The sequence below is a fragment of the Ensifer sp. 1H6 genome (genome assembly GCF_001976035.1).
Taxonomy (GTDB): Bacteria; Pseudomonadota; Alphaproteobacteria; order Rhizobiales; family Rhizobiaceae; genus Ensifer; species Ensifer canadensis.
This window is the reverse complement of the sequence record NZ_MOAI01000006.1, coordinates 161,620-181,684: the sequence shown is the minus strand read 5'-3', so window position 1 is coordinate 181,684 and position 20,065 is coordinate 161,620. Positions and strand designations below refer to the sequence as shown.

General features: G+C 61.9%; 19 protein-coding genes. 2 read left to right on the top strand and 17 right to left on the bottom strand.

Features of this window, described 5'->3' with window-relative positions:
* Positions 1-24 precede the first annotated feature (24 nt).
* Positions 25-969 (bottom strand): nucleoside hydrolase, encoded by a 945-nt coding sequence (locus BKP54_RS09595; protein WP_128090390.1) that lies wholly within the window; start codon positions 967-969, stop codon positions 25-27.
* A 158-nt stretch (positions 970-1,127) separates the two neighbouring features.
* Between BKP54_RS09595 and BKP54_RS09590 the strand changes: the two genes are divergently transcribed.
* Together BKP54_RS09590 and BKP54_RS09585 are read left to right on the top strand one after the other, a co-directional pair.
* Positions 1,128-1,559 (top strand): Hsp20 family protein, encoded by a 432-nt coding sequence (locus tag BKP54_RS09590; protein WP_025425716.1) that lies wholly within the window; start codon positions 1,128-1,130, stop codon positions 1,557-1,559.
* Positions 1,560-1,606: 47 nt separating this feature from the next.
* Positions 1,607-1,864: a DUF1150 family protein gene (locus BKP54_RS09585; RefSeq protein WP_025425715.1), complete on the top strand. Its 258-nt coding sequence runs from the start codon at positions 1,607-1,609 to the stop codon at positions 1,862-1,864.
* A 120-nt stretch (positions 1,865-1,984) separates the two neighbouring features.
* On the opposite strand, the gene trmB is transcribed toward BKP54_RS09585, so the two are convergent.
* The 16 genes from trmB to BKP54_RS09505 all read right to left on the bottom strand — a co-directional run bounded on the left by trmB (position 1,985) and on the right by BKP54_RS09505 (position 19,907).
* Positions 1,985-2,683, bottom strand: a complete 699-nt coding sequence (gene trmB / locus BKP54_RS09580) for a tRNA (guanosine(46)-N7)-methyltransferase TrmB (RefSeq protein WP_025425714.1) — start codon at positions 2,681-2,683, stop codon at positions 1,985-1,987.
* A 99-nt stretch (positions 2,684-2,782) separates the two neighbouring features.
* Positions 2,783-4,021 carry a methionine adenosyltransferase gene (metK, locus tag BKP54_RS09575; RefSeq protein WP_025425713.1) on the bottom strand — a complete coding sequence of 413 codons (1,239 nt, stop codon included), beginning with the start codon at positions 4,019-4,021 and terminating at the stop codon, positions 2,783-2,785.
* A 197-nt stretch (positions 4,022-4,218) separates the two neighbouring features.
* Positions 4,219-4,635, bottom strand: coding sequence for a helix-turn-helix transcriptional regulator (locus BKP54_RS09570; RefSeq protein ID WP_025425712.1), 417 nt, complete (start codon positions 4,633-4,635; stop codon positions 4,219-4,221).
* Positions 4,636-4,782: 147 nt separating this feature from the next.
* Entirely contained in the window at positions 4,783-6,378 is a 1,596-nt protein-coding gene (gene lnt / locus BKP54_RS09565) for an apolipoprotein N-acyltransferase (protein WP_025425711.1), read from the bottom strand.
* A 219-nt stretch (positions 6,379-6,597) separates the two neighbouring features.
* The gene (locus BKP54_RS09560) at positions 6,598-7,764 is read right to left on the bottom strand and encodes a hemolysin family protein (protein ID WP_025425710.1); all 1,167 of its coding nucleotides are present in this window, start codon (positions 7,762-7,764) and stop codon (positions 6,598-6,600) included.
* 12 nt (positions 7,765-7,776) lie between these two features.
* Positions 7,777-8,283 carry an rRNA maturation RNase YbeY gene (gene ybeY / locus BKP54_RS09555; RefSeq protein WP_025425709.1) on the bottom strand — a complete coding sequence of 169 codons (507 nt, stop codon included), beginning with the start codon at positions 8,281-8,283 and terminating at the stop codon, positions 7,777-7,779.
* 18 nt (positions 8,284-8,301) lie between these two features.
* Complete coding sequence (locus BKP54_RS09550) at positions 8,302-9,357, bottom strand: PhoH family protein (protein ID WP_025425708.1); 1,056 nt, start codon at positions 9,355-9,357, stop codon at positions 8,302-8,304.
* Positions 9,358-9,383: 26 nt separating this feature from the next.
* Entirely contained in the window at positions 9,384-10,781 is a 1,398-nt protein-coding gene (miaB, locus tag BKP54_RS09545; RefSeq protein ID WP_025425707.1) for a tRNA (N6-isopentenyl adenosine(37)-C2)-methylthiotransferase MiaB, read from the bottom strand.
* 72 nt (positions 10,782-10,853) lie between these two features.
* Positions 10,854-11,645, bottom strand: coding sequence for a lysophospholipid acyltransferase family protein (locus BKP54_RS09540; protein ID WP_025425706.1), 792 nt, complete (start codon positions 11,643-11,645; stop codon positions 10,854-10,856).
* Positions 11,646-11,738: 93 nt separating this feature from the next.
* Positions 11,739-12,236, bottom strand: coding sequence for an N-acetyltransferase (locus BKP54_RS09535; protein WP_025425705.1), 498 nt, complete (start codon positions 12,234-12,236; stop codon positions 11,739-11,741).
* Between the two features lie 6 nt (positions 12,237-12,242).
* Positions 12,243-12,902: a tRNA (adenosine(37)-N6)-threonylcarbamoyltransferase complex dimerization subunit type 1 TsaB gene (gene tsaB / locus BKP54_RS09530; RefSeq protein ID WP_025425704.1), complete on the bottom strand. Its 660-nt coding sequence runs from the start codon at positions 12,900-12,902 to the stop codon at positions 12,243-12,245.
* A 121-nt stretch (positions 12,903-13,023) separates the two neighbouring features.
* The gene (locus tag BKP54_RS09525) at positions 13,024-13,590 is read right to left on the bottom strand and encodes a NifU family protein (RefSeq protein WP_025425703.1); all 567 of its coding nucleotides are present in this window, start codon (positions 13,588-13,590) and stop codon (positions 13,024-13,026) included.
* 108 nt (positions 13,591-13,698) lie between these two features.
* Entirely contained in the window at positions 13,699-14,190 is a 492-nt protein-coding gene (locus BKP54_RS09520; protein ID WP_025425702.1) for a universal stress protein, read from the bottom strand.
* Positions 14,191-14,242: 52 nt separating this feature from the next.
* The gene (trpS, locus tag BKP54_RS09515) at positions 14,243-15,307 is read right to left on the bottom strand and encodes a tryptophan--tRNA ligase (protein WP_057204292.1); all 1,065 of its coding nucleotides are present in this window, start codon (positions 15,305-15,307) and stop codon (positions 14,243-14,245) included.
* 155 nt (positions 15,308-15,462) lie between these two features.
* Positions 15,463-17,067, bottom strand: coding sequence for a murein biosynthesis integral membrane protein MurJ (murJ, locus tag BKP54_RS09510; protein WP_057204294.1), 1,605 nt, complete (start codon positions 17,065-17,067; stop codon positions 15,463-15,465).
* Positions 17,064-19,907, bottom strand: coding sequence for a [protein-PII] uridylyltransferase (locus BKP54_RS09505; protein WP_025425699.1), 2,844 nt, complete (start codon positions 19,905-19,907; stop codon positions 17,064-17,066). The genes murJ and BKP54_RS09505 overlap by 4 nt, the downstream gene beginning before the upstream one ends.
* Positions 19,908-20,065: the final 158 nt, after the last annotated feature.

Sequence of the window (20,065 nt, the reverse complement as noted above, 5' to 3'; positions counted from 1 at the left end):
TTTTGTGGTTTTGGCTCGCGGCGATCAGATGCGCGCCAGCCGCTCTGTCAACAGGTCGAAGAAACCCTGATCGTCGATATGACGCATGACCTTGGCATTGTGCGTGCGGCCCGTGACCTGCCACCAGTCGACCACGGTCATGCCTGATGTCAGCGGCGACTGAACTTCGATCTCGACATTGCAGTCACGACCGGTGAAAAGCTCCGGCCGCAGGAGGTAGGCGATGACGGTCGGATCATGCAGCGGGCCGCCGTCGGTGCCGTACTTTTCGATGTCGAACCGCTCGAAGAATTCCAGCATTTCCGCCATGGCGATCGCCGGTGCGCTGCCGATCTCACGGATCTTCGCCACGCGCGCCTTGTGCGTCAGCACCCGGTGGGTGACGTCGAGCGGCATCATCACGATCGGAATACCCGAACGGAAGACGATGTCGGCCGCTTCCGGATCGACATAGATGTTGAATTCGGCCGCCGGCGTGATGTTGCCACCCTCAAAGAAGCCGCCGCCCATCATCACCAGTTCGCGCACCCGCGGTGCAATGTCCGGCGCCTTCTGAAGGGCAAGCGCGACGTTGGTCAGCGGACCGAGCGTGCAGAGCGTGACCGTGCCAGGTGCTTCAGCGCGCAACGTGTCGATGATGAAGTCGACGCCATGCTGGGCCTGAAGCGCCATCATCGGCTCGTCGAGAACAGGTCCGTCGAGACCGGTCTTGCCGTGCACATGCTCGGCAGTGACGAGCGGACGGGCGATCGGCCGGTCGGCGCCGGCGAAGACCTTGACTTTGGTCCTGTCGCACAGTTCGCAGATGATGCGGGCATTGCGCGCGGTCATGGCCAGAGGAACGTTGCCGGCGACCGTCGTGATCCCCAGGATATCGATTTCTTCCGGACTGCCGAAAGCGAGCATGATGGCGGCGGCATCGTCCTGCCCGGGATCAGTGTCTATGATTATTTTTCTCGGCACAGGCACGCTTGTGTTCCTCCTTCGGATTCTCGCGCTGCGGACTATGATTTGCGTGCACGCCGGAGGCAAGCGGCTTGCGCTCATTGCGCACAGCTACCATATTGGAAGGGGATGCTGCTTGGCAGGTCCGCAGAATGGTCGCTTGATCTTACAAGGACTTGGGAATGAGCAGAATTACGCCTTTCACGAGCCCACTCCTGCTGGGTTTCGACACAATGGAAAAGACCCTTGAGCGTATCGCCAAGGGAAATGACGGCTACCCGCCCTACAATATCGAGCGCATCCGCGGCGACGATTCGGTCGATGCGCCAGAGCGATTGCGCATCACGCTCGCCGTCGCCGGCTTTTCCGAAGAAGATCTCGACGTCACGACCGAGGAAAACCAGCTCGTCATTCGCGGCCGTCAGATCGACACCGGCGATCGCGATTACCTGCACCGCGGCATTGCCGCCCGGCAGTTCCAACGCACATTCGTGCTTGCCGACGGCATGAAGGTGCTTGGCGCGGAATTGCGCAACGGCCTGCTCTCGGTCGATCTCGTTCGTCCGGAACCGGTGCGTATGGTAAAGAAAATTAACATTTCAGTCCCAGAGTAGGATAACCGGCGGGATTTTCCCCTGGCCGGCGACCACGGAGTACCACCATGGGACTGAAAGCCATCACCTCGTCATTGTCAAAAAACGACCTCGCACATCTGGGAGAGGGCGAAGTCGGCTATATCAGAAAGATGCGTTCGGAAGAGGTTTCCCGCTGCTTCCCGGAAGCGCCTGAAATGGGACCGGGCATCGATCTGTGGGCCCTGTTCGGTGCGGACGGCACGCCGATCCTTTTGACCGACAACCGCTCCAGCACCTTCTACAAGGCTGCAGAAGACGATCTGAAGACCGTCAGCCTGCATTGATCGTCAGCTGCGGCGAAGCTCGCCGCTGGAACGTCAAGGCGCTGCGCGTCAAATCTGGCGCGCAACAGAAGCTGCTGCAACGCTTCGAGTGTCCTTAATATGCTGTGCGTAGACCGCCGCTTAAACGCGACGGAAGGTAAGATAGGCGGAACTCCGCCCTTCCCTGCGCGCCTTGGCCTCGTAGCGCGTGCTCGGCCAGCCCTCAAACGGCGTCAACCAATCCGATGCCTGTTCGGCCGTCCATTCGAAGGCGGCATGGTCGCGGCAATGCAGCAGCGTCCAGTTGACGTAGGTGTCGATATCGGATGCGAAGCAGAAGAGGCCGCCGGGCTTCAGCACCCGTGCGAAGCGGTCGAGATTGACGCTGGAGACGAAACGACGCTTCCAATGCTTGCGCTTCGGCCAGGGGTCAGGATAGAGCAGGTCAACCTGGTCGACGCAGGCGTCCGGCATCCAATCGAGCACCTGCGTGGCGTCGTCATTGTAGAGACGAATGTTGGAGACACCCTTCTCCTCGATCTGCCCGATCAGCTTCGCCATCGAATTGACGAAGGGTTCGACGCCGATGAAACCGGTCGAGGGGGTCTCGGCCGCGCGGTGGATCAGATGCTCGCCGCCGCCAAAACCAATTTCCATACGGACGCGATCGACCGGCTCGGGAAAGAGCGACTTCATGTCCTGCGGCGCGGCAGTGCCGAGATCGAGCTTCAGCTTCGGTAGAATGGTTTCGAGGTGTGCCGCCTGGCGCTCGCGCAAGGGCTTGCCCTTGCGGCGTCCGAAGAAGGCTTCCGTGGCGCGGCTGCGGCGCGGTTCAGTCATGACAATCTTCCTTCAACGAGCAAGGCGGACACCCCTTTCGGGGGCATCCGCCTTTATCTTTAGCGGCCGGACGTTCTGTGTCCGGCAAATGTCGAAGCGTCAAGCCCCGATGGCTTCCTTGAGCGGCTTGACCAGATCAAGCTTCTCCCAGGAGAACGAGCCGTCACGGCCGGCCTTGCGACCAAAGTGGCCATAGGCAGCGGTCTTGGCGTAGATCGGCTTGTTGAGGTCGAGATGACGGCGAATGCCGGTCGGCGACAAGTCCATCGTCTTGCGGATCGCGCTTTCCACCTGGTCCTCGGAGACCTTGCCAGTGCCGTGCAGGTCGACATAGACCGAGAGCGGCTGGGCAACGCCGATGGCGTAGGAAAGTTGGATCGTGCAACGATCGGAGAGGCCGGCAGCAACGACGTTCTTGGCGAGGTAGCGGGCTGCATAGGCAGCCGAACGGTCGACCTTGGTCGTGTCCTTGCCCGAGAAGGCGCCGCCGCCATGCGGAGCTGCGCCGCCATAGGTATCGACGATGATTTTGCGACCCGTCAGGCCGGCATCCCCATCCGGGCCGCCGATGACGAACTTTCCGGTCGGGTTGATGTACCAGGTGCAATCGCTGGCGATCTTCAGATCGTCAAGCGCTTCGCGGATATAGGGTTCGACGACCGCACGAACCTTGGTCGAATCCCAGCTCTCATCGAGATGCTGGGTGGACAGAACGATCGAGACGACTTCCGCCGGCTTGCCGTCGATGTAGCGAACGGTGACCTGGCTCTTGGCATCCGGGCCGAGCTTGGCGACTTCGCCGTCGCCCTTCTTGCGGGCGGCTGCGAGCAGATGCAGGATGCGGTGCGAATAATAGAGCGGCGCCGGCATCAGTTCCGAGGTCTCGCGGCAGGCGTAACCGAACATGATGCCCTGGTCGCCAGCACCCTCTTCACCCTGCTTGTCGGACGCGCTGTCGACGCCCTGGGCAATGTGTGCGGACTGGAAGTGCAGGAGCACGTCGATCTTGGCCGTTTTCCAGTGGAAACCGTCCTGCTCGTAGCCGATGTCGCGGATCGCCTTACGTGCGGCAGACTTGAACTTCGAGGGGTTGATGACGTCGTTGCCGTTCTTGTCCTTCTTCAGAAGGCTCGGCGGCAGGCGGACTTCGCCGGCGATCACAACGCGGTTCGTCGTTGCCAGCGTTTCGCAGGCAATGCGTACGCCCCAGGGATCGACACCGGTCTTGGCAGCTTCGCGGTAGACCAGATCGACGATCTCGTCGGAGATACGGTCACATACTTTGTCCGGGTGGCCTTCGGCTACGGATTCACTCGTGAACAGGTAGTTTGCACGCATGCGGGAATTCCCCTCAAGAAGATAAGCGCTGGCATCGTGTTAGTGGTTTTGCGACCGAAAAACAAGCGAACAACGACATAAATATATCTTTATATCGACATCGGAGCCAATCACTTCCGATATCAGAGGGAAACGGCGGACAAGAAAAAAGCGGCACAAATGGCCGCTTTGTTTTCCAATCCCGATGGGTTTCGGGACTATTCGCTTTCTGCTTCCGCAGCCAGAGCCTTGACGAGGTCGACAAGCTTGCGACGCACCTTGGGATCGTTGATCTTGACGAACGCGCGATTGAGCTGAAGGCCTTCCGAGGAAGAGAGGAAGTCGACAACGTAGTTCGAGCTGGAGGCTTCGGCCAAGCCGGAAGCGCTGGTGTTTTCACCGGGAGCGTCTTCGAAGAAGAAGGAAACGGGGACGTTCAGGATGCTGGAAATGTTCTGCAACCGGCTGGCACCAACGCGGTTCGTGCCTTTTTCGTACTTCTGGATCTGCTGAAAGGTGATCCCCAGGCTTTCGCCCAGTTTTTCCTGGCTCATGCCAAGCATCGTGCGGCGAAGGCGAATCCGGCTACCGACGTGAATGTCGATCGGGTTCGGCTTCTTTTTATTTTCCATCATATCTGCGTTCCTAAACACGCTGTTTCGATCATCCACGGACTGGCGTGGGGACACCGCACACCGCTGCAACCGCAACGGTGAAGACAAACGAGTCGCCACAGCAGAAACCGATGGTCCGGTCCACTATGCAATTTTAGGGGTTTTAGGTCAATTCTTCCTAATATTAAAACTAACACGCGAGAAGGCTGCAACCAGCAGGAGGAAGATTGCGCACAACCCGAAAATGCGGCTACGAATGACCTCATTCGTGGGCGTAGGAAGCCTTCCCGGCAGAATTGTGTCGATCACTCCCCTATAATTGTAGGCCAATCCTACCACTAAAACCCCACGTGCATCAACAATCGCTGATATACCATTATTGGCTGCACGGATAAGGGGTAATCCCGTTTCCACTGCACGCAACTGCGCCTGATGGAAGTGCTGACGGGGGCCCGGCGTGTCGCCGAACCAGGCATCATTGGTGATGTTGAGCAGCGCGTCGGCGCCGCGCGCATCAGTGCCGATCTCGTCGGGGAAAATCGCCTCATAACAGATGAGCGGGTAGAACGTGCGCCCGCCGGGCAAGGTCAGTAGCGACCGGGTCTTGGCGGCCGAGAAACCACCCGGCAGGGCGGCCGCGACCGAGCTTAGGCCCCAGGACGAGAGCATGTCCTCGAACGGCAGATATTCACCAAAGGGAACGAGGTGCACCTTGTCGGCAGCACTCATGATCTGCCCGCGTTCGTCGATGACGTAGATCGAGTTGTAATAGCGCGGCGGCAGGCCGGCGCCGGCATCTTCCGCTCGCACCGCGCCGGCAATGAGGATCTGCCCGTCATCGAGCACTTCGGCAATGCGCGCAAGCGCATCGGGACTGTCGGTGAGGATGAACGGGATCGAGGTTTCCGGCCAGACGACGATATCGGGCTTCTTGGTTTCACCTTCGGCTGGTGCCGTGGTCAAAGCCAAATGCTCCTCGAAGATGGCGCCGCGCTCGCTATCATCGAGTTTCTTTGCCTGATCGATCACCGGCTGAACGAGGCGAACGGCAAGCGGCTGATCCGGTCCGCCGGGCGCCGGCAGCGCAAGCCGATAAAAGCCGAAGCCGGTATGGGCCGCGAAAAGCGCCACAGCAAGGCTGAGACCAATACGGCTGCCCTTGCCGGTCGCGATAAGGGCCGGCGCCGCAAAGACGAAAACCGCCAGCATGTTGATGGTTGCGAGGTTCAGGACACTTGCCGACTGCATCATCAACGGCATCGGCATCGCCGCATAGCCGATCGCATTCCAGGGAAAGCCGGTAAAGATGAACGAGCGCAACCATTCAGCCAAGCCAAAACCCAGCGCCAGTGCTGCGATCCGGCCCACGCCATCCGACCAGAGGATGCGGGCAATCAGGGCCGCGAGCGCGTAGAACAGGGCAAGGCACGCCGGAAGCCCTACGACTGCCAGCGGCAATGCCCAGGCGAAGCTGTCCGCCTCCACCAACAGTGCGTTACCAAGCCACCAGAGCCCGCCGAGGAAATAGCCGAAACCGAACGCCCAGCCGATGCAGACTGCCGGCCAGAGCCGCCGGATTACGCCGCCGTCCGGATGGCCGGTCGCGCCGTCGAGCAGCCAAACGAGAACAGGAAAGGAGAGGAAGGCAGCCGCAAAGATGCCGAACGGCGGCTGTGTCAGAACAGCCAGGAGGCCCGCGGCAAACGCGAGCAATAGCCGGGGGGCGCCCGACAGAAGCATGATCCTGCCAGCCAGTCTTTCCATGCAGCCTCCTGTTGGCGCAGGCCGCGAAACACGACGCTGCGCGGGAAGAACAACCGAATCAGTTGCCGGCAGTGTTCCAAAAAAGTGGCTGCTTGTCCCCTTTGCAGCACCACGCGTCGAATTTGACGCGCAAAAGGGACGCCACCGATCGAGGATCGGTGGCCGTTCTCAGCGAAGGTCGAGACCGAGCTTCGCTGAGAAAACAATGTGGGGAAAAGCCTATTGCTCTCCGGCGGCGGCCTGTTGCGGCTCGGTACCGTTGCCGCGATTGGCGGGCGCCTGTTCCTGTGCCAACTCGCCTTCGGATCGCACGATGCGACGACGGGCCGGCGGACGCTTGCGCATGATCCGCACCCGCTTGACGCGGCGAGGATCGGCGTCGAGGATTTGGAACTCAAAGCCTGGCAGTGCCTGCACCACCTCGCCCCGCACCGGAATCCGCCCCAGCGACGCGAAGATCAGGCCACCGAGCGTATCGACATCCTCAAGCTGTTCGCGAACGTCGAAATCGGAACCGATCGCTTCGGCGATCTCCTCCAGCTCGACGCGGGCATCGGCGACGAAGACGTCCTCCGAGGTCTTGGCGAACATGACCTCGTCGTCGTCATGCTCATCCTCGATGTCGCCGACGACCATCTCGACGATGTCTTCCAGCGAAACGAGACCATCGGTGCCGCCATATTCGTCGATGACGAGCGCCATCTGGATACGAGCGGCCTGCATGCGCTGCATCAGGTCCGAAGCAAGCATCGACGGCGGCACGAACAGGAGCTGGCGGATTATGCCCACCTCCTCCAGCGACTTGCCGAGATCGACACGCGACAGATCGAAGGTCGCTTTCGGCGATCTTGGTGTCTTTTCAGCCGAAGACGACGACGCGGCGGTAGTCTGAGCCTTGCCGTTGCGACGGCGGTTGCGGGCCTGCTTGGTCACATAGGCGAGCAGGTCGCGAATGTGGATCATGCCGCGCGGATCATCCAGACCTTCGTTGTAGACCGGCATGCGCGAGCGCCCCGATTCCTCGAAGATCACCATCAATTCGCCAATGGTGATGCTCTGGTCGACGGCTTCGATATCGGCGCGCGGGACCATCACGTCTTCGACGCGGACTTCGCGGAAGCGCAGGATGTTGTTGAGCATCGCCCGCTCTTCGGGCGAAAATGCCGTGTTGCTGTCGGCGTCCGTCAGCAGTGCGTCGGCAAGGTCCTCGCGGAGGCTCGAAGGATTGGCACCACGCAAAATGCGCGCGGCCCGGCTCCAGAAGGACGATGTGGATTTGGTGCCCTCTTGTCGAGTGGCGGTGCTACTACTGCCCGCCTCCGCCTCTCCGGAGGCATCGGCCTCCTCGGTCGCCATTGCGACGGGCTGTGTTTTAAAGTCGCTCATTGGTCCAAACTGTTAATCCGGGGATCGGTCCCCGTAAGGATCAGATAAGCCAAGACGCGCCAAAATGCGAGTCTCCAGGCTTTCCATTCTTTCGGCTTCATCATCTACCATATGATCATAACCGAAAAGATGCAGGAATCCATGCACGAGAAGATGCGTCAGATGCGCATCGAACGTCTTCTCCAGACCCTCAGCTTCGCGCTCGAGGGTTTCGCGCGCAACGATGATGTCGCCGAGCATCGGCCCCGGCATCTTGCCGGGCGTCAGCGGAAACGCCGGGAAGGAAAGCACGTTGGTCGGCTTGTCCTGGCTGCGCCATTCGGCATTGATCATGCGAATGGAAGCGTCGTCGGTGAAAACCAGCGACAGCTCGGGCTGCATCTTCGGGAACGGCTGGCCCTCTTCCGCAGTCAGGAAGGCTGCGGCCGCCTCGAGCACCGGCGACGAAAAGGCGAGAAGCGTCTCTTCGTCGGGCCAATTGCCCTCCTCGACGCTGATCTGGATATCCAATGCAGTCATGATCGCAACGACCGCCGATCAGCGGTCGCTCTGCTCGCTTTCATCGTGCACGGCGGTCTGGGCCTCGTAGGCCCGGACGATGCGTGCCACCATCGGATGGCGCACGACGTCGACGTCCTTGAACCGGACGACCGAGACACCCTCGACGCCGCGCAGGATCTGCAAGGCCTCGACCAGACCCGATTTGACGCCGCGCGGCAGGTCGACCTGGCTCGGGTCACCGGTCACGATCATCCGGCCGTTTTCGCCGAGACGGGTCAGGAACATCTTCATCTGCATCGATGTGGTGTTCTGGGCCTCGTCGAGAATGACGGCGGCATTGGCAAGCGTGCGACCGCGCATGAAGGCCAGGGGTGCGATTTCGATGACGCCTGCCGTGATGGCACGCTCCACCTTGTCGCCCGGCATCATGTCATAGAGCGCATCGTAGAGCGGCCTGAGATAGGGGTCGACCTTCTCCTTCATGTCGCCCGGCAGAAAGCCGAGGCGTTCGCCGGCTTCGACGGCCGGACGGGAAAGCACGATGCGGTCGACGGCACCACGCTCAAGAAGCTGCGCCGCATGGGCAACCGCGAGGTAGGTCTTGCCGGTACCGGCCGGACCGACGCCGAAGACGAGCTCGGAACGCTCCAGCGCGCGGATATAGGCATCCTGCGTCGGCGTGCGGGCGACGATCGTCTTCTTGCGCGTTGAAATCTGCGCCATCGTCAATTTGGCTTTTTTCTCCATGGTCGGCAATTGCAGCTGGTCGTCGGCAGCGACCGCCATGCGGATCGCGCCTTCCACATCCGACGTATCGATCGATCCGCCACTCTGCAACCGTCCATAGAGAAAATCGAGTGCGCGGCGCGCCTGATTGGTGGCAACGACATCACCTGAGATCGCAACGGAATTGCCGCGCGGGTGCGCTTCGATCCGGAGGCGCTCCTCGAGGAGCTTCAGATTCTGATCGAACTGCCCGAAGAGTTCGCTGGCGAACCGGTTGTTCTCGAATGTGAGCACGAAGTGATTGGCGTCTGTCGCAGTTGTTTTCGACTGGCGCGATGATGAAGAGATCAGTTCGTGTCCGTTCAAGCGGTTCAGGCTCCTGTGTTTGGTCCTTACCCGATCATCTCGGCAAACAGACTGTTCGGTCCCGCCTTGATGATTCGCACCTTGATAATGTCACCGATTTGCGATGCTTTTGCATCAACATTCACGGGCTGCAGCCAGGGGGACCGGCCGACGAGTTGCCCGGGCATGCGGCCCGGCTTCTCCAAAAGCAGGTCGATTTCGCGTCCGACACAGGATTCGGCAAAGGCGCGCTGCTGCGAAATCAGCAAAGCCTGCAATCTTTCCAGACGCTTGGCTTTTACGTCCTCCGGAACCTGATCCTCGAGGTCGGCGCCGGGCGTGCCGGGACGGGTCGAATATTTGAACGAAAATGCCTGTGCATAACCCACGGCCTCGACCAGCCTTATGGTCGCTTCGAAGTCTTCGTCGGTCTCGCCGGGGAAGCCGACGATGAAATCACCCGACAAGGCGAGGTCCGGCTGCACCGCGCGGATGCGCGCGATCAGCGCCAGATACTCGGCCGCCGTATGCCGCCTGTTCATCGCCTTGAGGATGCGGTCGGAGCCTGCCTGGACCGGCAGGTGCAGATAGGGCATCAGCTTCGGCATCGATCGATGCGCCTCGATCAGGCTGTCGTCCATGTCGCGGGGGTGGCTGGTGGTGTAACGCAGCCGCGCCAGCCCCTCGATGTCGCCAAGACATTGCAGCAGATCGCCGAGGCCCCATTCGCGGCCGTCGGGGCCGAGCCCATGCCAGGCGTTGACGTTCTGGCCGAGCAAGGTGATCTCGCGCACACCGGCTTCGACCAGCTTTTCCGCTTCCGAGACGATCTGGGCGACGGGACGGGAGACCTCCGATCCGCGGGTATAGGGAACGACGCAGAAAGTGCAGAACTTGTCGCAGCCTTCCTGCACCGTCAGGAACGCTGTGACGCCGCGCGCGCGGGTCCTGGCCTTGTCGGGTGCCGGCAGATGCTCGAACTTGTCCTCGACGGCGTAGTCGGTCTGGACGACGCGCTCGCCGTTGCGCGCACGCTTCAGCGCTTCCGGCAGACGGTGATAGGTGGTCGGCCCGATGACGAGGTCGACCGCCGGCGCGCGGCGCAGGATCTCGTTGCCTTCGGCCTGGGCAACGCAGCCAGCAACGCCGATCACCATCTCCCGGCCCTCGAGCGCCTTCGCCTTCTTCAGATCGCGCAGGCGACCGAGTTCGGAATAGACCTTCTCTGCCGCCTTCTCGCGGATGTGACAGGTGTTGAGCAGGACGAAGTCGGCATCCTCAAGCACATCCGTCGAGACATAGCCGTCACGCGTCAACGCATCCGACATGCGGTCGGAATCGTAGACATTCATCTGACAGCCGTAGGTCTTGACGAAAACCTTGCGGGCCGGCGTGCGTTCGTCGCCCGTTGCGGGCGTCGTCAGAAGAGCTGTTTCCTGGGTCATGCCGGTTCTTTAGTGCAAAGCGGGTCAGAATTGAAGTATTTTTGCCTGCCGGCATTCACGTGGCCACCAGCGTCAGGCCCGTCCGCGCAGGCGGTCCGACAGCATCGAGCGGATGCGCTGCTCGATCACGCGGCTGACTTCCTTGCGGTTGGTGTGGTGGTCGTAGTCGACGGCCTCGCCGAAATCGACATCCACCTCGATCGCCCCTTCGCGCAGGATACCGAGCAGATGCGGCACCAAGCCGGTATCACCGGGCCAGGCGGCGATCGGCCTGTTGAAGCGCCCCATCGGCATTCCGTGAATGCCCGTATAGGATATGGCGACCGGCTGAACGTGGACCATGCCGGTCGGTGAATGCGGCACAGCAGAAGCGGCTGCGCCGAACAGCGACGTCTTGATTTCGAGCAGGCGGTTGCCGTCGGAGGTCGTGCCTTCCGGGAAAAGCACGACGATCTCGCCGCAAGCGAGCCGCTGGCCGATCTCGCTGACCTGCTTTCCGGTCGACCGCTTTTGCTCGCGCACGACGAAGATCGATGCCTGCAACCGCGCGAGAATGCCGAAGACCGGCCATTGCTTGACCTCGGACTTGGCGACGAAGACGACGTCGGCAACCGAAGACAACACCAGGATATCTTTCCACGAGGCGTGGTTGGCGCACAGAAGCAGCGGCCGGCGGCGTTCGGGCATGCCATGGACGCGCACCTTGATGCCGAGCAGATAACAGGCCATGCGGTGCCAGTAGCGCGGCAACAGGCGGCGCGGCTTCAGATCGAGCCAAAGGCAGACGATCTGGATCGGCATCAGCACGAGCGAGGCCAACGCCAGCACCAGCGCGAACAAAATGATCCGCAGCCAATTGATCATCGAAAAGGATTTCCTGCGCCGTTCACGCGCCACTCCGCATGGTTGCGCGAAGCCCCGGTTCATCCGGGGCGTGCCGAACCAATCCGGTTCGCACTAGCGAAGATCGAGCCGCATGACAAGCGCAGCGGTGCGCTGTCCTGTCTTGTCCTGGTAATAGGCGCGGCGTTCGCCGACCTTGAGGAAGCCGAGCTTACGGTAAAGCCCGATCGCGGCCTGATTGGTCTCGTCCACTTCGAGGAACAGCGTGTCCGATCCCTTGACCGAAGCTTCGCGCATCGCCGCCTGCATCAGCCGCCAGCCGAGGCCGGAACGGGCATAGCGCGGATCGACGCCGATGGTCAGGATTTCGGCCTCGCCGGCCACCGCACGCGACAGAACGAAGCCGCCGAAGGCAGGCCGGAGCGAGCCGTTGGTCTGGCGAGCGACAAAGCCGAACACCGTGTCCTGGACCAGCAAGGCGTGGATTTCGCCATCGCTCCAAGGCGCCGCGAAGCGCTGGCGATGCAGGCCGGCGGCGGCGATGAGATCCGGCTCTTCCAGCGGGAAGATGTCGAATTCGGCACGGCGCGTGAAGTAATCGGTGAAGTTCATCTGTGTCTAGGCTCGGGCAACGGCAAAGCCCGCTTGCGGCTTGGCGTCGGGCCCACGAAGATATAGCGGCTTCGGCTTGGCCGAGGCTGGATCAGCAATAACACCGAGCCGCGCAACGACTGCGATATCGACGAGATCCGGGGTCTTGACCGGCGTCAGAGAGGCGAGCAGTTCGGCGCCCGAACCGGCCACGCATCCCTCGAAACCGGCAAAGCGGTCGCGGGCAACCGTGACCGACAGCGCTTCCGGCTCCGTGACGGCATGGCCTGCGGCATCGTAGGCCTGGACATAGACCTCGTCGCGCTTGGCGTCGATCGCGACCAGCACCGATTTGCCCGGCGCCGCGGAACGGGCTTCTTCTGCGATAACGTGAAGGGAGGAAATGCCGACCGCGGGCTTGCCAAGCGCAAGCGCCAGTCCGCGCGCCGTCGCGACCCCGACACGGATACCGGTGAACGATCCCGGGCCGATGGTGACGGCGATGCGGTCGATATCGCCGATCGGGCGATCGGCTGCGACGAGCGCCTCGTCGACGAACTCCATCAGCCTTTCGGCATGGCCACGGCCGATGTCGGCACCGGATTGCCCGAGAACTGCCGACGAACCACTGTCATAGATGGCAGCGGAACAGCCGGACCCTGATGTGTCGATGGCAAGTACGATCATTTCAGTTGCAGCGATTTCCAGACGCATCATGCCGCGAAGCCCGATCGGCATCGCGGTTACGCTTACTCACACTAGTGATCAGCTGCAGCCTCGAAAGGCGCAGCCGTTCGCCATCGCGATATCAGACGGCTTCGACCGCTTCCACCTCGGGAACGAAATGCCGCAGCAGATTCTGCACGCCATGCTTCAGGGTCGCCGTCGACGACGGGCAGCCAGAGCAGGCACCCTTCATGTTCAGGAACACGGTACCGTCCTTGAAGCCGCGGAAGGTGATGTCGCCACCGTCCTGAGCCACCGCCGGGCGAACCCGGGTTTCGAGCAGTTCCTTGATGGTTGCGACAATGGTCTCGTCGCCGGGCTCGAAGAATTCGTCTTCTTCGTCCAGCTGCTCGGCGCGGCCCGCTCCGGCCATGATCGGCGCACCGGACATGAAGTGCTCCATGATCGAGCCGAGGATGGCGGGCTTCAGGTGCTGCCACTCCTGCCCGTCCTTGCTGACGGTGATGAAGTCGTAGCCGAAGTAGACACCGCTGACGCCAGGGATCGAGAACAGGCGGGCAGCAAGCGGCGAACCGGCGCGTGCTTCTTCCTCGTCGCGGAATTCGGCAGTGCCGCTTTCCAGAACGACCTTGCCCGGCAGGAACTTGAGCGTGGCCGGGTTCGGCGTGGCTTCGGTCTGGATGAACATGTCTCTCTCCGTCTCGCCGGGATCGGTTCTCTCAACCGGCTCTTTAGAATAATTCAAAAGAATATAAGATCTTCGTTCCGCCCTCGCAAGAGCGCAAAGAGACGCAGCTCAGCTGAGCGCGTCGATTTCCTCGTCGGTGAGCAGATCCGGGATGACCGTCACCGGGATCGGGAAGGCGGCCGCCTTGCCGGCGATCGACGACACCAGCGGACCGGGGCCCTCCTTTGCCGAGCCTGCGGCCAGAACCAGGATGGCGATGTCGCGATCCTCTTCGATGGCCGAATGGATCTGCTCGGTTGCTGCCCCTTCGCGGATGACGATTTCGGGTTCTATCCCGATGCGCTCGCGGACGGACTGCGCCACCTTGGCGAGCGTCGCTTCCGCCTCGTCGCGCGCTTCCGCACGCATGATTTCCTCGACCCCCAGCCATTGCTGGAAGTCGCCGTCGGCGATGACATAGAGCAGGACGAGACCGCCATTGGAATTCTTGGCGCGCATGCCAGCATAGTGGACAGCGCGGCCGCATTCCGGGGTATCGTCGATCACCGCCATGAATTTGCGGCGGTGACCTTCAAGTCGTGAGAGTCGGGTCGAGACCATGCGGCGAACATTACACTCCAGATAAGCCGCCGCAAGGCCTCATTTTCGCCTTTTACTGCAGAAATCCGATGATTTCGCGAACCTCGCTCATGGTCTTTTCCGCCCGCGCCCGGGCACGCTCGCCACCATCGCGAAGGATGGCGTCGATGTGGGCCGTGTCGCCCATCAGGCGGCGCATCTCGCCAGTGATTGGCGACAGAACCTCGACCGCCAGGTCGACCAGGGCCGGCTTGAACACCGAGAACTGCTGGCCACCGAATTCGCCCAGCACTTCTTCCTTGGTCTTGTCGGAAAGGGCCGCATAGATGCCGACGAGGTTTTCCGCCTCGGGGCGTCCCTTGAGGCCGTCGAGCTCGCTCGGGAGCGCATCCGGGTCGGTCTTGGCCTTGCGGATCTTCTTGGAGATGGTTTCGGCATCATCCATCAGGTTGACGCGCGAAAGATCCGACGGATCGGACTTCGACATCTTCTTGGTGCCGTCACGCAGCGACATGACACGCGGCGTTGCGCCGCCGATCAGCGGCTCCACCGGCGGGAAATAGGCATGAACAGGCTCTTCGCCGACGACCATGTCGACGCCGTAGCCACCACGACGGATGTGCTCCATGAAGTCGATATTGAATTTCTGGGCGATGTCGCGCGTCAATTCGAGATGCTGCTTCTGGTCGTCGCCGACAGGAACATGGGTGGCGCGATAGACGAGAATGTCGGCGGCCATCAGGCTCGGATAGGCAAGCAGGCCCAGCGAGGCGTTCTCGCGGTCCTTGCCGGCCTTGTCCTTGAACTGGGTCATCCGGTTCATCCAGCCGATACGGGCGACGCAGTTGAAGATCCACGCGAGTTCCGCATGCTGCGGCACGGCCGACTGATTGAAGACGATATGCTTTTCCGGATCGATGCCGGACGCGATGAAGGCTGCGGCGATCGAGCGGATCTGCCCCTTCAGGTCCTCATGCACGAGCTGCGCGGTGATCGAATGCAGGTCGACGACGCAATAGATGCAATCGTTGTTTTCCTGCAGAGCCACGAACTTGCGGATCGCGCCGAGATAATTACCGAGATGGAGGTTGCCCGTCGGCTGCACACCGGAAAATACGAGCGGCTTGAATTCGTTCATGTCGTCCTCAATAGGCTGGTGGAGGGCCCCAGGGTTCATCACCCATGTTGCTAACGGCATGGCTTATGCACGTCGGGCGGGGCGCGATCAAGTGGTGCGAATCCGAGTGGGCGACGCCGATTAAAATAGGCATCGCCGCTTCATCACCGGATGGTTCAGGCGTCTGCGTCCGGCGCTGGAGCAGGGTCTGCCTTGGCCTTCGCCTTGCGCTTGATGTTGCGGCGGATCATGCCGAGATTAGCGCCGCCGATACCGAAGGCGATCGCGAAATAGATCGCCATGGCGACGGCCACCAGACCGCAGAGCGTGGTTGCGCGCACGATCAACGGCGCTGCCGACGACACTTCGTAGGCCAACCACTGAAGAGCATAATGCAAGGCGAGCGCCATGCCGGCCGCGGCAATGACGAGACGGGGAATGCGGGTCAGAAGCGGAATGTCGCGTCCCCAATGGCCACGCCAGACGAGCATGCCGAACAGCAGCACGGCATTCACCCAGCCGGCAACGATTTCCGCCGTCGCGATGCCGCTTGCGCCCAGCCGCGGAAACAGCGTCAGCGCCAGCGACACGTTCACCGCAACCGAAATGCCGGCAAAGACCATCGGCGTGCGCGTGTCCTCGCGGGCAAAGAAGCCGGGGATGAACGCCTTGATCAGCACGAAAGCCGGCAGGCCGAGGCCGTAGATCGCCAGGATATGGCCGACGACCACCGTCGACGACGCGGAGAATTCACCACGTTCGAACAGCAGCCGGACAATCGGCTCCGACATGACAAGCAAGGCCGCCGCCGCCGGCAACGTCAGAAACAGGGTGAATTCCACCGAGCGGTTCTGCAGGTTCGCGGCCTCGTTGACGTTGCCGGAGCGCAGCGCGCGCGCCAGTTCCGGCAAAAGCACGGTTGCGACCGCAATGCCGACGACGCCGAGCGGCAGCTGGTAGATACGGTCGGCATAGACGAGCGACGACACAGCACCTTCCTGCGCCGAGGCGATGTTGGTGTTGATCAGGAGGTTGATCTGGGTGATGCCGCCGGTGATCGCGGCCGGCAACGCCAGCACCAGCAGCCGCCTGACATTGGCCGTCAGCCGCGGGCGGCGAAAGCCGATCTTGATGCCGGCGTCGCGCACCGCGACCCAGACGATCGCCAATTGCACGAGACCGGCCGCCATCACGCCCCAGGAGAGGCCGTAGCCGACCGCAATCGGATCCTGGCCGATGTACCAGGCATAGCCGAGGATGCCGATGAGGATGATATTGAGGAACACCGGAGCGATCGCCGCGGCGAAATAGCGGTGCAGCGAATTGAGCATTCCCGCCATCATCGCGGCAAGCGACATGCAGGCGAGATAGGGAAACATGATCGTCGCGAAGACGATGGTATTGCCGAGCTTCGCCGGATCATTGGCGAAACCGGGCGCGATCAGGTTGCTGACGATGAACGGCATCGTCAGTTCCATCACCACCGTCAGGAACAACAGCACGGTGAAGAGAACGCCGAAGACTTCTTCGGAGAACCGCCGCGCCCCTTCCATGCCGTTCGCCTCGATCTCCCTGGCAAAAAGCGGCACGAAGGCGGAATTGAATGCGCCCTCGGCAAAGAGCCGGCGAAAGGTGTTGGGCAGGCGGAAGGCGGTGTTGAAGGCATCGGCGACCGGGCCGGTGCCGAGGGCCGCCGCCATGAAGGTTTCGCGGATGAAGCCGAACAGACGGCTGCCGAGCGTGGCGCCGCCGACGGTTGCAAATTTCTTGACCAGACTCATGTTTCGGCTTTTGTCGTTCTTTGAGCGGAGGACGTGCCTACGGCAGGCGCGATGATGCCGGATGGCATCCGGTCTCGAACCTCGTCGGCCTCGTCGGCCATGACGGCCTTGAGGCGGGCGGCGATGTTCATCTGGCGGTTTTCACTGGTGACCTTCTGGCCGACGAGATCGGTGATGTAGAAGGTGTCGATGACCTTCTCGCCGAAGGTGGTGATGTGCGCCGAGGCAATGTCGAGCGAAAGGTCCGACAGGACGGCGGTGATCTCCGACAGCAGGCCGGGACGGTCGAGACACTCGACCTCGATGACCGTGAACTTGTTCGACAGCGTATTGCTGATCGTCACCTCAGGCGTAACAGTGAAGGCCTTGTTGCGCTTCTTGACCTTGGTGCGGCTGGCGATCACCTCCGGCAGCCGCTTGCGACCGGACAGCGCGTCCTCGATCAACCTGCCGATGCTGGCCGCCCGGCGCGTCTCGTCGCCGTCGACGGAAAACTCGCGGTTGACCAGGATCGTATCAAGCGCCCGGCCGTCCGAAGTGGTGAAGATCTGCGCGTCGACGATGTTGGCGCCCGCCGCAGCACAGGCGCCGGCGATGACCGTCAAGAGCCGCGGATGGTCGGGCGACAGCACGGTGATTTCGGTGATCGCATGGAACTGGTGCGTGCGCACCATGGTCGACAGCGCCTTGCCGGCGGCATCCGCCTCGCGGATGAAGCGGGCGTGACGCACCTGATCCTCGAGCGCCACGGTCAGCAGATAGGGTTGATAATGCAGCCGCACATAGGCTTCGCGCTCGCTTGCCGGCCAGTCGGTCAGCGCGTCGCTCAGCATCGTTGCCGCATGGGCAGCGCGCTCCTTGCGCGACAGCTCGGAGAAGCCGCCCGAAAGCAGGAGTTCGGTTTCATAATAGAGTGTACGGAGCAGCTGCCCCTTCCAGCCGTTCCAGACGCCCGGGCCGACGGCGCGGATGTCGCAGACGGTGAGGATCAAGAGCATCTTCAACCGGTCGAGCGACTGCACCCGCTCGGCAAAGTCGACGATGGTCTTGCGATCGTTGAGGTCGCGGGTCTGGGCGACCATCGACATTGTCAGGTGCTCGTCGATCAGCCAGGCGACAAGCTCGGTTTGCTTCGGCGTCAGGCCAAAGCGCGGGCAGAGCCGGCGCGCCACCTTGGCACCGGCGACCGAATGATCCTCCGGCCGACCCTTGGCGATATCGTGCAGAAGCACGGCGACGTAGAGCACCTCGCGGTCCTCGATCCCCGGCATCAGTTTGGCGACCAGCGGGTGGGCGTCCTCCTCGATGCCGCGCTCGACGCGCGAGAGAACGTCGACCGCGCGCAGCAGATGCTCGTCCACCGTATAGTGGTGGTACATGTTGAACTGCATCATCGAGACGATCTTGCCGAAATCCGGAATGAACCGCCCGAGCACGCCCGCTTCGTTCATGCGGCGAAGGATCAGCTCCGGCTTGCGGCGCGAGGTCAGGATCGACAGGAACAGCCGGTTCGCCTCCTCGTTCTCGCGCAGCTGCGGCTTGATCAAGCCGAGCGAGCGCGTCACCTGCCGAAGCGCTGCCGGGTGGAACTCGAGATTGTTGATGTCGGCGATGTGGAAGAAGCGCAAAAGGTTGACCGGATCGCGCTTGAACACATCGGGGCTCGAAAGTGCTATGCGCCCGCCGTCATCGACGAAGTCGAGCGTGCCGGCAATCTTGCGGCTGCGATGGGTGAAGCGGCCGATGATGCCGGAAAGGCCGGGCGCGTCCTTGGCCTGCTGGTCTTCGAGTGCGGCGCAGAAGATGCGGGTGAGATCGCCGACATCCTTGGCCACCAGGAAGTAGTGCTTCATGAAGCGCTCGACCGCCGAAAGGCCGGGGTGGTCGTGATAGCCGAGCGCCTCGGCGATCTCGCGCTGAATGTCGAAGGACAGCCGTTCCTCGGCCTTGCCGGTCAAGAAATGCATGTGGCAACGCACCGCCCAGAGGAAATCCTCCGCCTTCTGGAACAGCTTGTATTCCGTGCGGGAGAGGACGCCGAGCTTGATCAGATCGGCCGAATCCTTGACCCGGTAAAAATACTTGGCGATCCAGAACAGTGTGTGCAGGTCTCGAAGCCCGCCCTTGCCTTCCTTGACGTTGGGCTCGACGAGATAGCGCGTGTCGCCGGCCTTGCGGTGGCGCTCGTCGCGTTCGGCAAGCTTGGCGGCGATGAAGTCCGGCCCGGTGTTGCGCACGATCTCATGGTCGAAGCGCGTTTCGAGTTCAGCCGCCAGCGTTTCGGAACCACAGATATAGCGGGTCTCGAGGATTGCCGTGCGGATCGTCATGTCGGCACGCGAGAGCCGGATGCAGTCCTCGATCGTGCGGGTGGCGTGGCCGACCTTGAAGCCCAGATCCCACAGGATGTAGAGCATGAATTCGATGGCGGGCTCGGCCCAGACGGCCTTCTTCACCGGCAGCAGGAAGAGCAGGTCGATGTCCGAGCCGGGTGCCAGCGTGCCGCGGCCGTAACCGCCAACGGCAGCGACAGCGATGCGGCTTGCCGGGGCTGCATTGGCGGCATCGAAAATCTCGTTGAGCACGAAATCATGCAGCACCGTGATCAGCTGGTCCTGAAGCCAGGAGATACGCTCGGCGCAAAGGATACCGCCGCCATCGCCAGCAAACAGTTCGCGCGCCTTGGCGCGGCCTGCAACATTTGCCTGTTTGAAGGCCGCAAGCAGTGCCTGACGCATCGGTTCGCGCTGCTCGGCGTGGGCCGAGGCGATGAAGTCGCATTTCGCCCGAAGCGCCGCGACGTCGAGAATTTCGGGAAAGGAAGTTTCGTGTCTGCCCATGAAGTGCCGAGGGGCGTCCTGTCCGACTGGTTGCGTGGTCCGCTGCATGAAGAGCATTCCTGCATGCTCCCATCCGATCAAGGCCGAACCGGGACGTTGCAGCATTTCAAAATTAATACAGGCTCATCGCCACGCCCTCGAAAGGCGCGCGGCGCTGT